The organism is Duganella sp. Leaf61, assembly GCF_001421905.1.
Classification (GTDB): domain Bacteria; phylum Pseudomonadota; class Gammaproteobacteria; order Burkholderiales; family Burkholderiaceae_D; genus Rugamonas; species Rugamonas zoogloeoides.
Genome location: NZ_LMLM01000012.1, coordinates 220,436 through 234,801 on the forward strand (window position 1 = coordinate 220,436; position 14,366 = coordinate 234,801).

A 14,366-nucleotide genomic window follows, 5' to 3' on the forward strand; every position below is an offset into this window, starting at 1 on the left:
CAGAGTATGTTTGGATCTCGACAAACTGGTGTGCATGCCTATGCCAAGGTTGGCATGGAAACCGGCGTCGTCGCCGCCAGCCCCCACAAGCTGATCGTCATGCTGTTCGACGGCGCGCTGGTCGCGCTCAACAGCGCACTGGGCGCCATCCGCAGTGGCAATATTGCCGAGAAGGGCAAGTCGCTGTCCAAGGCCATCCTGATCATCGACAGCGGCCTGCGTTCCGCGCTCGATAAAAAGGCTGGCGGCGAGATCGCCGAGGGCCTCGATTCCCTGTACGAATACATGAGCGGGCGCCTGCTCACCGCCAACATCCAGAGCGATGCCGGCATCGTCGAGGAAGTCCAGCGCCTGCTGATCGAATTGCGCGACGCGTGGAACGCGATCGCCGACAATCCTGCCGTCACCGGCCGTCCCCAACCTGCCAACTTTGCGAGCGTTTGATCCATGATGACGAATCAAGAAGCTTTATCCGCCTACGCCGCCATGGCTGCCCTCACCGAACAAATGGTACAGGCCGCCAGCGCCAGCGATTGGGATACGCTGGTCGCGCTCGAACAGCGCGTGGCGGCGCACGTGCAGGCGCTGCGGGCCGAACCGAGCCAGCCGATGACGGGCGCCGACCGCGAACGCAAGATCGAGCTGATCCGCCAGATGCTCAATGCCGACCGCCAGATCCGCGACCTCACCATGCCGTGGATGGCGCAATTGTCCAAGCTGATCAGCTCTACCGGTACCGAACGGCGCGTGGTTAACGCCTACGGCAACGTCTAAAGCCGGGGCGCGCCATGTTGCCGCGCATTGACGCCAGCATCCGGCCGGTCGGGCCTTCCGACGGCGCCGGCACTGGCGCCGCCGTCGGCGACGCTCGCCAAGGCCAGGTAGCGCTGCAAAAAGCCCTGCAAGGCCTGGTCGGCCAGAACTTGCCGGCGGTCGTGCAATCGAAGTTCAGCGACGGCAGTGCGCTGGTCAAGGTTGCCGACCAGAACGTGCGCATGATGTTGCCGACCGACGTCAAGGTCGGCGCCGAAGTCTCGCTGACCGTGCTCAGCGCCTCTCCCCGCCCCACTTTCCAGTTCGGCACCGGCACTGCCGGCGCCACCGTGGTCTATCCCGACGGCGGCGACGCCCAGCCGGCCAACTTGCCCTCGCAGGCCGCCCCGCAGGCGGGTCTGGCGCGCGGCGCGGGTTTGTCGGCCGGCGTTGCCGGCAACGCCGCCGCAACCCTTGCTGCCAGCCTGCCCGCCGACACGGACGCCGGGACGGCTACCACCGCCGGCACTGCTGCTGCCCAGGGCGGCCGCAGTGCCGAAGCGGCGCGGCCGCAAAGCCTGGCGGCCGCCTTGCTGGGCAAGGCGCCGCTCACCGCCAGCGCCGACTTGCCGGGCCTCGACCACACCACGCCGCAATCGACCCTGAGCCCCACCGCGCGGGCGCTGGCGACGATCTTGCCGGCCGGCGGCCAGATGGCGCAACTGGCGCTGATCGGCAAGTCCGCGCTGTTCGGCAATGCCGCGCCCGACACCGACAAGCTGGCCCAAAAGCTCAACGACACCATCTCGAAGAGCGGCCTGTTTTACGAATCGCACGTGACCGAGTGGGTCAAAGGTGAACGGCCGCTGGCGGACCTGATGCGCGAACCGCAAATGCAGCACATGCAGCAGTTGCAACGCCTGGCGCAGCAATCGGGCGAATCGCTGGCGCGCCTGGGGCCGGGCGGCCCCGACCTGACCCCGGCGCAAATGGTCAACCAGCAGTTGCACACCCAGGAACAAGGCCGGGTGCAGTGGAACGGCGAAGCGTGGCCCGGCCAGCAGATGCAATGGGAGGTCAAGCGCGAGCAGCGCGACGGCAGCCGCCAGCAGCAGGCGGACGACGCCCAGGAACAGGTATGGCGCAGCGGCGTGCGCTTCCGGCTGCCGATGCTGGGCAAGGTGGCTGCCACCGTGACCATGGTCGGCGACCAGGTCCACGTGCAGCTGCAAACCGACACCGATGATGCGGCCGCCACCCTGCGCGCCTACGCCGGCCAGTTCGAAGCGGCGATGGCGGCGGCCGGAGGCCTGCTGTCGTCGCTGGCGATCACCCAGCAGGACACCCCGGGAGCCGCTGATGGCCACTGAGGTGCGCAAGCCGCTGCAACAGGCGGTGGCCCTGGCCTACCAGGACGGCACGCCCGCGCCCAAGGTGGTGGCCAAGGGCCGTGGCCTGGTGGCCGAGCAGATCATCGGCGTGGCGCTGGAGGCCGGCGTGCACATCCACGAGTCGAAGGAACTTGTTTCTTTGCTCATGGACGTGGATCTTGATCAACAAATTCCACCCATGCTCTACCGCACGATTGCGGAACTGTTGGCGTGGCTTTATTATATTGAATCTGCGCAAAAGTCCGGCCAGCCACTGCCGGCGGCCCCCGACACCAGCGCTCCCATCAGCGACACTTGACCCGACTGGCTTCGATGTACCCTCAATTTCAGGACGCGGCATTGGAAAACTGGCACGATTTCGAAATCGAATCGCGCAAGGAGATCGTGTCCCTGCTGCGCAACATCGGCCAGAAAAACCAGTTGATCCGCATGTTAATCCAGGGCGAGTCCGACGTGTGTGTGACCTCGATCCTGGCCGTGGACGACGTGCGCGATACCGTTGTGCTCGACACGTCGATCGACGCCGAACAAAACAAGCGCATCGCCAACGCCGAGCGGCTGTCGTTTGAAACCACGCTCGACAAGGTGCGCATCATGTTTGCCGCCGAGCGCATCGAAGCGATCACCCACGAAGGCGAACCGGCCTTCCGCATCAGCGTGCCGCCCACCCTGATCCGCCTGCAACGGCGCGAGTTTTATCGCATGAACACGCCCGTGACCAACCCGGTGCGGGTGGTGATTCCGTTGCCGGAAGAATTGGGCGGCAACACCAGCTTCCCGCTGGCCGACATCAGCTGCGGCGGCATCGCCATCCTCGACAACAAGATGTTGCTGGGCGACGCCATCGGCAAGGTCTTCCCCGGTTGCCGCATCGACCTGCCCGAGATCGGCGCGGTCACCACGTCGCTGCAAGTGCGCAACTCGCTGGACATGACCCTGCTCAACAACAAGACAAACCGCCGGCTGGGCTGCGAATTCACCGACATCCAGCGCAGCATGCTTGCTTACGTGCAGCGCTATATCACCAAGCTCGAACGCGAGCGCAATGCCCGTATTGCCGGCATGTCGTAACGCAAACGCCAGTTAAATTCTGTATCCCTTGCGGTAAGCGGACGGCGACAACTGCAACGCCGCCTTGAAATGCTGGCGCAGCGACAGCGCCGAGCCGAACCCTGACTGCTGCGCTACCACCTCGATGGCAGCGTCGCTGCCTTCCAGCAGGCGGCGCGCCTGTGCCAGCCGCTGCACCAGTAGCCACTGCTTGAAGGAACTGCCGGTCGCCTGGCGGAAGTGGCGCGTAAAGTGGCGCCGGCTCATGGCCGCGCGTGCGGCCAGCGCGTCGATGCTGTGGGCCTGTTCGAGCCGCTCCCCCACCCACGCCAGCACGTCGGCAAAGCGGCCGTCGCTGCGCGAGACCGGCAGCGGCCGCTCGATGAACTGCGCCTGGCCGCCCTGGCGGTGTGGTGCGACGACCAACTGGCGCGCCACCACGTTGGCCAGCTCGGCCCCGCACTGCTGGCGCAGCAGGTGCAGACAGCAATCGAGCCCGGCCGCCACGCCGGCCGACGTCAGCACCGTTCCCTGGTCCACGTACAAAACGTCACTGTCGACTGTTATCTCGGGAAACCGCAGCGCCAGCTGGTCGGCGTAGGCCCAATGGGTGGTGGCAGTTTTGCCGTTCAACAGACCCGCTTCGGCCAACGGATACGCACCCAAGCACAGCCCCACCACCCGGGCGCCACGGGCATGGGCGCCGCGCAGGGCATCAAGCAGCCGGGGCGGCGCCGGGCTGCAGTCGTCGTGCCACGAGGGCATGATCACCAGGTCGGCATCCGCCAGCGCTTCCAGACCGTGTGCGGTCGCAATTGCAAAACCGGCCGAGGTGGCCAGCGGCGTGCCGTCTGCCGCGCACACGCGCACGTCGAAGCGCCCGGCAGGCGCCGCGTCGAACACGAGGCATGGCACTGACAGGTGAAACGGGGTGATGCCATTGAAGGCAATCACGGCAACTTTTGTGGGTGCAGTTGTCATGGCCCGATTGTACCGCAGACATGCCTTCAGGCCACTGGCCCGCGTGGCGCGCCCGGCTGACAATGGCTCTCCCCCACTTTCAAGGAAATCGCCATGACTGCCACTCCCCGCCGCGCCCTGCTCGTCATTGACGCTCAGAACGAATACTTTACCGGCACGCTGCCGATCGAATACCCGCCGGTGACTGCTTCGCTGCCTAATATTATGCTGGCGATGGACACGGCCAGCGCCAACGGCGTGCCGGTGATCGTGGTGCAGCACGCCACCCCCGCCGGCGCGCCGGTATTTGCCACCGGTTCGCCGGGCTGGGAACTGCACCCGGATGTGGCCGCGCGCAAGGTGGATCACCACCTGCAAAAAGCCCAGGCCAGCGTATTTGCCGGCACCGACCTGGCGGAATGGCTGCGGGCGCACCAGATCGACACCTTGACCATCGCCGGCTACATGACCCACAACTGCAATGCAGCCACGATCTACCACGCGGCGCATGCCGGCTTGAAGGTAGAGTTTCTGGCGGATGCGAGCGGATCGCTGCCCTATGAGAACGCCGCCGGCAAGGCCAGCGCGGAAGAAATCCACCGCGTGTTCAGCGTGGTGTTCCATTCGAGCTTTGCGGCGGTGGCAACCACCGCTGCGTGGGTGGCTGCCGTCAACGATGGCGTGGCGCTGGAGATGGACAATATCGTCATGTCCAACCAGCGCACAAGGAAATAAATTTCGCTGCGCCTGGCCCCGTGCGGCTGCTTGAAAGCGCCCGGGGCCAGGCGCAGCGGCGCAGACAGTGCGTTGGCACGGCAAGCCGCTGCAACAACGCCCCGGGCGCTTTAAAGCAGCCGCTATACTTGCATGTTCATGATGTCGTGGTAGGCGGTAACGAGCTTATTGCGGACCTGGATCGCCGCCTGGAAGTTGATACTCGACTTCTGCATCGTGATCATCAAATCCGACAGGCTCACGCTGTCGTCGCCCATGGCGAAGCGCTTGCCCATCTCGCTCGACTTGACCTGGGCCGCGTTGACCGAGTCGAGCGCGGTTTTCAGCGCGTCCGAAAACTCGGCCTTCGGTGCGGCCACCGTTTCGGTCTGCACCACGGGCGGCGTCAGTTGCGGGCGCGTGGCGTGCGCCTTCAGCTGCGCGATCATCGACTGGATCTGGCTGCTATCGATTCCACCTGTTCTCATTTCCACTCCTGTTTATCTCGGTGTTGCTTTCACGAAACAAATTTCACGTTTTGTCCCGGTGCGGCGTTACAATAGGCATGCCGCTGTGGCAGAGGTTATTGCCTTTATTCAGAGCTGACAGATTACCAAGAGCCTGGCAAGCACTCTCGTCCGAGCAAGACCGGAAAGAGCGCTCTGTTCACGCGATTGAATTGCCAAGGGTCAAGCAATAATAGGCATCACTCCCACGTACCCGGAATTTAACGATCATGGCCGTAGCCGAACCACTCGACCCTACCAATGCGCCGCCTGCAGCCGACGACGGCGCCGAACGCCTGCCGTTCCTGCAAACGCCGATGGGCCGCAACGTGCTGCGCGGCGCAGCGGCGGCCGCGATCGTGGCGGTGCTGATCGGCCTGTACCTGTGGAACAAGGCTCCCGATTACGGCGTGCTGTTTTCCAACTACACCGACCGCGACGGCGGCGCCATCACGGCCGAGCTCGATAAACTGAACATCAAGCACAAGTTTTCCGAGAACGGCACGGCGATCCTGGTACCTACCGAACAAGTCCACGATGCGCGCCTGAAACTGGCGGCGCTTGGCTTGCCCAAGGGTGGGAACGTCGGTTTCGAGCTGATGGAAAACCAGAAACTGGGCGTATCGCAATTCCTCGAACAGGTGAACTACCAGCGCGCGCTCGAAGGCGAGCTGGCGCGCTCGATCCAGTCGCTGGCGGCCGTGGAAAACGCCCGCGTGCACCTGGCGCTGCCGAAACCGTCCGTGTTCGTGCGCGACCAGCAAAAGCCGACCGCGTCGGTGCTGCTGACCTTGCACCCGAACCGCATGCTCGACCCGCTGCAAACGGCCGCCATCGTCCACCTGGTGGCGTCGAGCGTGCCGGAACTGATGCCCGCCAACGTTACCGTGGTGGACCAGGCCGGCAACCTGATTTCGGACCAGAACAAGAAATCGGGCCTGAACGCCAAGAACATGGATGAAACGCAACTGAAGTATGTCAAGGACATGCAGACGCAGATCATCAAGCAGGTCGAATCGATCATCATCCCAATCGTGGGCGAAAACAATGTGCGCGCCGAAGCGACCGCCGACGTCGATTTCTCGCAGATCGAACAGGCCGCCGAAACCTACAAGCCGAACTCGCCGCCGGCCGCCTCGGCCATCCGCAGCCAGCAAAGCACGGAAACCAACGGCGGCGCCCCTGCCAATCCGGGCGGTATCCCGGGCGCGCTGTCGAACCAGCCGCCGGGCACCGCTACCGCGCCGCTCGACCAGATCGCCGGCGGCGCCGGCGCCGTGCCGCCCGCCCCCGGCACGCCGCCCGGCACCAATGCCAACCAGGCCGCCTCGCCTACTCACAAGGAATCGACCACCAATTACGAAGTGGACAAGACCGTGCGCTACGAGTCGCGCGGCATGGGCGGCCTGCGCCGCCTGACGGTGGCGGTGGCAGTGAACTACAAGCGCATGGTCGATAAGGACGGCAAAGTCACGATCAAGGCCTATACTCCTGAAGAGATGGCCAAGATCAATGACCTGGTGAAACAGGCGATGGGTTACAACCAGGAGCGCGGCGATGCCGTGAGCGTGGCCAACTCGCCGTTCGATGGTGTCGATCGCCCGTTCGAGGCGCCGCTCGACTGGTGGCGCGATCCGGCCAACTTACCGATGGCCAAGGACCTGGCCAAGTTCCTGATCACGGCCCTGATCCTGCTGTACATCGTGCTGCGCATCGTGCGGCCGATGATGCGGCCCGTGTTCAAGAAAATCGATGAGATCAATACGCCGGAGCCGGAGCCGGAAGTGCCGGAGGAAGTCATCGAGGAAGGGCCGGACGAGGCGCTCATTGCCGAAGAAGAATTGCGCAAGATGGAAGAAACCACCGTGCGCTCGTACCGCGAAAACCTCGCCATGGCGAAAAAACTGGCGGTCGAAGATCCCCGTATCGTTGCCAACATCATCAAGGAATGGATAGGCGCAAATGACTGAGAATACCGGACTGCAAAAAGCGGCCATCCTGATGCTGGCCATGGGCGAGAGCGAAGCGGCCGAAGTAATGAAATTCCTGGGGCCGCGCGAAGTGCTGAAACTCGGCGCCGCCATGGCCACCATGAAAAACGTGCCGCACGAAGAAGTGGTGGGCACGCTGGAAAACTTCCGCGACATGGTGGCGGCCGCGTCCACCGTGGGTCTCGATTCCGACGAGTACATCCGCCAGGTGCTGACCAAGGCGCTGGGCGACGACAAGGCATCGGTGCTGCTGTCGCGCATTTTGGGCGGCAAGGACGCGTCCGGTATCGAATCGCTGAAATGGATGGATTCGCAATCGGTAGCCGAGCTGATCCGCAACGAACACCCGCAGATCATCGCCACCATCCTGGTCCACCTCGAGCGCGACCAGGCCTGCGAAATCCTCAGCCACTTTACCGACCGCCTGCGCAACGACGCGGTGCTGCGCATCGCCACCCTGGACGGCGTGCAGCCGGCCGCGCTGCGCGAACTGAACGACGTGCTGACCAAGCTGCTGTCCGGTAACGAGAACATCAAGAAATCGTCGCTGGGCGGCGTGCGCACGGCGGCCGAGATTCTCAACTTCATGAGCGGCGAGCAGGAAAGTTCGGTGATGGACAACATCAAGAACTACGACAACGACATGGCGCAAAAGATCATGGACGAGATGTTCGTGTTCGACAACGTGATCGATATCGACGACCGCGGCATCCAGCTGCTGCTGCGCGAGGTGCAGTCGGAAATGCTGATCATCGCCCTGAAAGGCGCCTCGCAGGAATTGCGCGAGAAGATATTCAAGAACATGTCGGCGCGCGCCAGCGAAATGATGCGCGAAGACCTCGAATCGAAAGGCCCGGTCCGGCTGTCGGAAGTGGAAAGCCAGCAAAAGCAGATACTGCAGATCGTGCGCCGCCTGGCCGACGAGGGACAAATCGTCCTCGGCGGCAAGGGCGAAGATTCATTCGTATAATTAATTCATGTCCACCATACCAAGAGAAAAGCAGACTGCATTCCAGCGCTGGGAAATGACGTCGTTTGGCGATGAACGCCCGAGCGTGGTCGCCGAGCGCGAGGCCGAACAGCGTGCGCACGCCGCCGAGCAAGCCCGCCACGACGCCGAGCAGCGCGTGTACGAGCAAATCGAAGCGCAACAGGAACTGGCCGACATCGGCCCGCCGGTGCCGCCACCGATCGTCTATCCCACCGTCGAGGAACTCGAAGCGATCCGCGAGGAAGCGCGCACGTCCGGTTACGAGGAAGGCCACGAAGCCGGCCACGCCGACGGCCGCAAGGAAGCGCTGGAAGCGGGCAAAAAAGTCACCGACGAAGCGCTCGAACACGTGCGCGCGCTGGCCGACAGTTTTTCCACCGCGCTGCGCGAGGCCGACCAATTGATCGCCAACGACGTGCTGGAGCTGGCGCTGCAACTGGGCAAGGGCATGCTCAAAAGCGCCCTGCCTGCCAAGCCCGAACTGATCATTCCGATCGTGCGTGAAGCCATCGAATACCTGCCCGTGCTGCAACAGCCGGCACTGCTGGTGCTGCACCCGGACGATGCCGAGGTAGTCAAAGCCGGCATCGGCGAGGAGCTGACCAAGGGCGGCTGGCGCGTGGTGATCGACGCCAGCATCGGCCGTGGCGGCTGCAAGGTCGATACCGCCAGCAACCAGATCGACGCCACCGCCGCCGCCCGCTGGGAACGCCTGACCCACGCGCTGGGCAAGGACATCGGCTGGCTGGACTGACATGAGTGCTGACATTCCCACACCCGATACCACCGACGCTGCGCAACATCCGGCCGAAGGCCTGATACTGCCTCCCGACGAATTGCCCGCCGACTTGCAAACCCATTTGCAGCCGGGGCTCGAGCAATTGCTCGATGGCAACCAGGAAGATGACATTGCCCCGCCCGCTCCGCCGGCAGCGCAGCAGGCAAAAAATCCCCACGCCAGCCGCTGGCAAGCCTATCTCGGCGACTGCACCGCGCTGGTCGGTTTCGTGGAGCCGATGCAAGTATCGGGTCGCGTGACGCGCGTGGCCGGGCTGGTGATGGAAGCGGTGGGCCTGCGCCTGGCCGTGGGCGCGGCCTGCACCGTGCCGCTGCCATCGGGCGGCAAGATCGAGGCGGAAGTGGTCGGTTTCGAAGGCGACAAATTATTCCTGATGCCGCAAAGCGATGTCGAAGGCGTGGTGCCAGGCACCCGGGTGTTCCCGGTGGAGCCGGCGATTCCGCGTCCCGGCACCGTCAATCACCCGCGCCGCCGTCCCAGCGACCGCGCCCGCCACCTGCCGGTCGGTCCGGAATTGCTGGGCCGGGTGCTGGACGCGGCCGGCCGCCCGCTCGACGGCCTGGGTCCGCTCAACGCGTCCGACAGCGCGCCGATCAATACCCGCCCCGCCAACCCGCTGGGCCGCGCGCCGATTGTCGATACGCTCGACGTGGGCGTGCGCTCGATCAACGCCATGCTGACCGTGGGGCGTGGCCAGCGCATGGGCCTGTTTGCAGGTTCCGGCGTCGGCAAATCCGTGCTGCTGGGCATGATGGCGCGCTACACCGAGGCCGACATCATCGTCGTCGGGCTGATCGGCGAACGCGGTCGCGAAGTAAAAGAGTTCATCGAGCAGATCCTCGGCGCGGAAGGCCTGGCCCGTTCGGTCGTGGTGGCTGCCCCGGCCGACACGCCGCCGCTGATGCGCCTGCAAGGCGCGGCGTATTCCACCGCGATCGCCGAGCACTTCCGCGACAAGGGCATGAACGTGTTGTTGATCATGGATTCGCTGACCCGCTACGCCATGGCACAACGCGAAATCGCGCTGGCCATCGGCGAGCCGCCCGCCACCAAGGGCTATCCGCCGTCGGTGTTTGCCAAGCTGCCGGTGCTGGTGGAACGGGCCGGCAATGGCGAACTGGGCGGCGGCTCGATCACGGCGTTCTACACCGTGCTGACCGAGGGCGACGACCAGCAGGATCCGATTGCCGACTCGGCCCGGGCCATCCTGGACGGCCACATCGTGCTCAACCGCCGCCTGGCCGAAGCTGGCCACTATCCCGCCATCGACATCGAGCAATCGATCAGCCGCGCCATGCATTCGATCACGCCGCACGAGCACCAGCAGCGCGCGCGCCGGCTGAAACAGTTGTTTTCACGATACGAACGCAGCCGTGACCTGATCAGCGTGGGGGCGTATGCTTCGGGTACCGACCCGGTGCTGGACCAGGCCATCGTGCTGCACGACAAGATCGAGCAATTCCTGCAACAGCAGATCACCGAAAGGGTGACCATGGACGAGAGCTTGGGGCAACTTACCACGCTGTTCAACTGATTGACGGCTCCGGCCGAGACCTATAATCGGAGTCATTATGGCTTCCAAAGCACAACTCGAAACCCTGATCGACCTAGCCCGCCGCGAAACCGACGATGCAGCCAAGCGCCTGGGCGCCTCGCTCAAAGCGGTGGACGAGGCGCGGCAAAAGCACGAGATGCTGGTCGGCTACCGCGAGGAATACGTCAACCGCTTCCAGGAAGCGCAGGCCGCCGGCATCACGCCCATGGCTTACCGCAACTTCCAGGCCTTCATGGACAAGCTCGACGTAGCCGTCAAGGGCCAGCATGACGCGATCACGCGCGCCGAACAGCGCAGCAACCAGGAAAAGCTGGCCTGGCAGACGGCCGAGCGCAAGCGCGTCTCGTACTCGACCCTGAACGAGCGCGCCGATGCTGCCGCGCTCAAGCTGGAAAACAAGCGCGACCAGAAGCAGATGGATGAACACGCAGCACGCCAGGCGTTCTACAAGCGCTGATTTCTCACAATACCACCCGGTCCACCATGCAAAACGCCCCACTTCCGTCGGTCAATGCCAGCAAGGCGGCCAACCTGCCCAAGGTCAACCCCAATCCGGGCGTCGGCAGCAGCAACGATGCTTTCAAGCAGGCCCTGTCGCAACAGCTCGAACAGCGCCAGATCATGAAAAATGCCGAGACCCGGACTGCCGAGCGCCAGGCGACCGCCAAGCCGGCCCGGCAAGAGCAGTCGATCGACCACGGCGCGCCGTCCAAGTCGGTCGAGCATGCCACCCGGGCCGCCAACGCCGACCAGAAAGATGCCCCGAAATCCGCCAACAATGACGCCAACAATGACGTCAATGAGCGCGCCGCCAGCGATGCCGAGGCCGCGCACGCGGCCGATCCGGTGGCCGACATGCTGGCCCTGGTGGCAGCCTTCAACCAGCGCACCGATGCCAGCGCGGCCAGCGCCGACGCCGATGCTGCCCTGGCGACTGCTGGTGGCGCGGCGGCAGGCGCCGTCGATGCTGCCACCCTGGCGGCACTGACCGCCGCCGAAGCCAGCACCGACACTGCCGAACAGTTGCCCGACACCGAATTTCAGGCTGCACTGGGCCGCGCCGCCGCCCCCCTGCCCGTTGCCGACAGCACCGACGCCGCCAGTACCCCGATCCCGCCGCGTGCAGAACTGGCCGGCGACGCCGCGCCGGCCAAGCATGCCCAAGGCACCCCCAGGCCAGCAGTCGAAGCGAAGACCGATGCGTCCGCCGACCCGGCCGCCACCAGCGCCACCCCGCACGCGCCAGGCACCGAACTTCCACCAAAAGTCGAGGCCGGCAGCTTCGGCCAGCAATTGGCCACCGCCGGCGCACGTGCCGACGCCCATGCCGAAGCGGACGCAGCATTGGCCGCCAGGGATGCCGCATCAGCCACGCCGGCCACGCTGGCAGCGGCCGGCGCGGCCCCTGGCGCCAATGCACCGGAGCTGGCCAGGGTAGCCACACCGGCCACCACGCTGTACAGCCGCGTGGGCACGCCCGCCTGGGACCAGCAACTGGGCCAGAAAGTGATCTTCATGGCCGCCGGCGGCGAACAGAGCGCCACCATGGAACTCAATCCGCCCGACCTGGGGCCGTTGCAGGTGGTCCTGAGCGTGAACAAGGATCAGGCCACCGCTGCCTTCACCTCGGCCGCGCCGGAAGTACGCCAGGCGCTGGAAGCGGCCCTGCCCAGGCTGCGCGAGATGATGGGCGAAGCCGGTATCACACTGGGCAATGCCACCGTCTCGTCAGGTGCCGGGCAGCAGGCTGCCGACCAGCGCGCCGGCAGCAGCGACGGCAACCGCCATGGCAGTGGCCGGGGCGGCGTGGCCGGCGACGATGGCGCCGAGGTGGCGCGCACCGTCACCACCCGGCGCTTGCCGAGCGGCGCGGTCGATACCTTCGCCTGAACCCGGTCCGGCGGTCCGGCAGGCCGCCATGACCGGTTTTGTTGCATGTTCCGCCATGGAAACACCGAGCAGGTGGGCGTTCGCCCCTCTTTTCGGTCGATCTTGCTGCGCAGGCACAACCGATAATGACATAATGGCGGAACCGATTTAACACCCAGGGGCAATTTTTGAAAGCGAACCCAAAAATGAAGGCTGATCAGAAAGTGGATGCGCCGGCAGGCGGCGGCAGCAAGAAGCTGATCATCATCATCGTGGCGGTGTTGCTGGTGCTGGGCGCCGGCGGCGGTGGCGCAGCGTGGTATTTCATGCACAGCAGTGGCGACGCGCACGAGGAAGAAGCGCCGTCCAAGAAAAAGAAGAAGGAAAAGAAAGCCGGTCCACCGGAATATTTGCCGGTCGATCCATTCACGGTCAACCTGCAGCCGGGCGAAGACGGCGCCGAGCAATACCTGCAACTGGCGTTCACGCTGGAAGTGGGCAGCGCCGAGGAAAAGGAAAACCTCAAGGTCAACATGGCCAAGGTGCGCAGCCGGGTGCTCTTGCTGCTGTCGAGCAAACGCGCGGCCGACATCAATACGCCCGAAGGGAAGATGCAGCTGGCCAAGGAAATCGTCGAGCAAACCAGCGAGCCGCTGGAGCAGCGCGGCGACAAGCAGGACGTTGTCGATGTGTTGTTTACCGCGTTCATCATTCAGTAAGTAGTGTCACCACAGCGAAGCAGGCAGTCACACCATGGCCGATAATTTTCTCTCCCAGGAAGAAGTCGATGCCCTTCTGAAGGGCGTCAACGGCGACCAGGACGATGCCCAGGCGCAGGAAGATGTCGCGGGCGTCCGCACGTACAACCTGGCCACCCAGGAACGCATCGTCCGGGGCCGCATGCCGACCCTGGAGATTATCAACGAGCGCTTCGCGCGCCTGTTGCGCGTGGGCCTGTTCAACTTCCTGCGCCGCAGCGCCGAAGTGTCGGTGGGCTCGGTGCGGGTGTCCAAGTACAGCGAATTCATCCGCAACCTGGTGGTCCCCACCAACCTCAACCTGATACACATCAAGCCGCTGCGCGGCACGGCCCTGATGGTGTTCGATCCGGGCCTGGTGTTCCTGCTGGTGGACAACCTGTTCGGCGGCGACGGCCGCTTCCACACGCGCGTGGAAGGCCGCGACTTTACCCAGACCGAGCAGCGCATCATCCTGCGCATCCTCGACATCGTGTTCGAGGCTTACACCAAGTCGTGGGAACCGGTGTACCCGGTCGAATTCGAATACATCCGGTCCGAGATGAACACCCAGTTCGCCAATATCGCCACCCCGAACGAGGTGGTGGTGGCATCGACCTTCACGGTGGAGCTCGGTTCCGTGTCGGGCCAGATCCACTTCTGCATGCCGTACTCGATGATCGAGCCGATCCGCGATTCGCTGACCTCGAGCCTGCAGGGCGAGGCACTGGAAGTCGATAAGCGCTGGATCCGCCTGATGACGCAGCAAATCCAGATCGCCGAAGTGGAACTGGTGGCCTCGCTGGGCACGGCCAAAGTCAACTTCGACGAAATCCTGAACATGCGCGTGGGCGACATCATCCCGCTGCAAATACCGGAATTCATTTCCGCCACCGTGGACGGCGTGCCGGTCATGGATTGCAGCTATGGCGTGATGAACGGCCAGTACGCGCTCAAGGTGGAAAAACTGCTGGCCAATACCGATCACTTCAAATAACACACCATGCCGGCGCCCTGGCCCCTGGCCGCGCCGGTAACCGCTACACAGGA

Annotated in this window: 16 protein-coding genes; 14 read left to right on the forward strand and 2 right to left on the reverse strand. The window is 64.4% G+C overall.

The window, feature by feature from the left end; all coding sequences use genetic code 11:
• The first annotated feature begins 6 nt into the window (after positions 1-6).
• Genes fliS through ASF04_RS10000 form a run of 5 tightly spaced genes read left to right on the forward strand, consistent with a single transcriptional unit; the run spans position 7 to position 3,215 of the window.
• Complete coding sequence (gene fliS / locus ASF04_RS09980) at positions 7-444, forward strand: flagellar export chaperone FliS (RefSeq protein ID WP_026637452.1); 438 nt, start codon at positions 7-9, stop codon at positions 442-444.
• Positions 445-447: 3 nt separating this feature from the next.
• A complete protein-coding gene (locus tag ASF04_RS09985) occupies positions 448-774 on the forward strand; it encodes a flagellar protein FliT (RefSeq protein ID WP_056140682.1) in 327 nt (108 codons plus the stop codon).
• 14 nt (positions 775-788) lie between these two features.
• The gene (locus ASF04_RS09990; protein WP_056140687.1) at positions 789-2,123 is read left to right on the forward strand and encodes a flagellar hook-length control protein FliK; all 1,335 of its coding nucleotides are present in this window, start codon (positions 789-791) and stop codon (positions 2,121-2,123) included.
• Entirely contained in the window at positions 2,113-2,442 is a 330-nt protein-coding gene (locus ASF04_RS09995) for an EscU/YscU/HrcU family type III secretion system export apparatus switch protein (RefSeq protein WP_056140689.1), read from the forward strand. The genes ASF04_RS09990 and ASF04_RS09995 overlap by 11 nt, the downstream gene beginning before the upstream one ends.
• A gap of 14 nt (positions 2,443-2,456) precedes the next feature.
• Positions 2,457-3,215 carry a flagellar brake protein gene (locus ASF04_RS10000; protein ID WP_056140693.1) on the forward strand — a complete coding sequence of 253 codons (759 nt, stop codon included), beginning with the start codon at positions 2,457-2,459 and terminating at the stop codon, positions 3,213-3,215.
• A 12-nt stretch (positions 3,216-3,227) separates the two neighbouring features.
• Here ASF04_RS10000 and ASF04_RS10005 read toward each other — a convergent pair whose 3' ends face one another.
• On the reverse strand, positions 3,228-4,175 hold the full coding sequence (locus ASF04_RS10005; RefSeq protein WP_056140695.1) for a GlxA family transcriptional regulator: 948 nt from the start codon (positions 4,173-4,175) through the stop codon (positions 3,228-3,230).
• Between the two features lie 93 nt (positions 4,176-4,268).
• On the opposite strand from ASF04_RS10005, the gene ASF04_RS10010 reads away from it, so the two are divergent.
• On the forward strand, positions 4,269-4,889 hold the full coding sequence (locus ASF04_RS10010; protein ID WP_056140698.1) for a cysteine hydrolase family protein: 621 nt from the start codon (positions 4,269-4,271) through the stop codon (positions 4,887-4,889).
• Between the two features lie 122 nt (positions 4,890-5,011).
• On the opposite strand, the gene fliE is transcribed toward ASF04_RS10010, so the two are convergent.
• On the reverse strand, positions 5,012-5,356 hold the full coding sequence (gene fliE / locus ASF04_RS10015; RefSeq protein WP_026637454.1) for a flagellar hook-basal body complex protein FliE: 345 nt from the start codon (positions 5,354-5,356) through the stop codon (positions 5,012-5,014).
• A gap of 248 nt (positions 5,357-5,604) precedes the next feature.
• On the opposite strand from fliE, the gene fliF reads away from it, so the two are divergent.
• From fliF to fliM, 8 genes are all read left to right on the forward strand, one after another.
• Positions 5,605-7,344, forward strand: a complete 1,740-nt coding sequence (fliF, locus tag ASF04_RS10020; RefSeq protein ID WP_056140701.1) for a flagellar basal-body MS-ring/collar protein FliF — start codon at positions 5,605-5,607, stop codon at positions 7,342-7,344.
• Positions 7,337-8,335 (forward strand): flagellar motor switch protein FliG, encoded by a 999-nt coding sequence (gene fliG, locus ASF04_RS10025; RefSeq protein WP_019922825.1) that lies wholly within the window; start codon positions 7,337-7,339, stop codon positions 8,333-8,335. Before fliF ends, fliG begins: the two co-directional genes overlap by 8 nt.
• A 7-nt stretch (positions 8,336-8,342) precedes the next feature.
• The gene (locus ASF04_RS10030; protein ID WP_056140704.1) at positions 8,343-9,110 is read left to right on the forward strand and encodes a flagellar assembly protein FliH; all 768 of its coding nucleotides are present in this window, start codon (positions 8,343-8,345) and stop codon (positions 9,108-9,110) included.
• 1 nt (position 9,111) lies between these two features.
• On the forward strand, positions 9,112-10,689 hold the full coding sequence (gene fliI / locus ASF04_RS10035) for a flagellar protein export ATPase FliI (RefSeq protein WP_373922130.1): 1,578 nt from the start codon (positions 9,112-9,114) through the stop codon (positions 10,687-10,689).
• A 37-nt stretch (positions 10,690-10,726) separates the two neighbouring features.
• Positions 10,727-11,167, forward strand: coding sequence for a flagellar export protein FliJ (gene fliJ / locus ASF04_RS10040; RefSeq protein ID WP_019922828.1), 441 nt, complete (start codon positions 10,727-10,729; stop codon positions 11,165-11,167).
• A gap of 26 nt (positions 11,168-11,193) precedes the next feature.
• Entirely contained in the window at positions 11,194-12,600 is a 1,407-nt protein-coding gene (locus tag ASF04_RS10045) for a flagellar hook-length control protein FliK (protein WP_056140707.1), read from the forward strand.
• A 185-nt stretch (positions 12,601-12,785) separates the two neighbouring features.
• Positions 12,786-13,298: a flagellar basal body-associated protein FliL gene (gene fliL, locus ASF04_RS10050; RefSeq protein ID WP_056140709.1), complete on the forward strand. Its 513-nt coding sequence runs from the start codon at positions 12,786-12,788 to the stop codon at positions 13,296-13,298.
• 34 nt (positions 13,299-13,332) lie between these two features.
• Positions 13,333-14,313 carry a flagellar motor switch protein FliM gene (gene fliM, locus ASF04_RS10055; protein ID WP_019922831.1) on the forward strand — a complete coding sequence of 327 codons (981 nt, stop codon included), beginning with the start codon at positions 13,333-13,335 and terminating at the stop codon, positions 14,311-14,313.
• Positions 14,314-14,366: the final 53 nt, after the last annotated feature.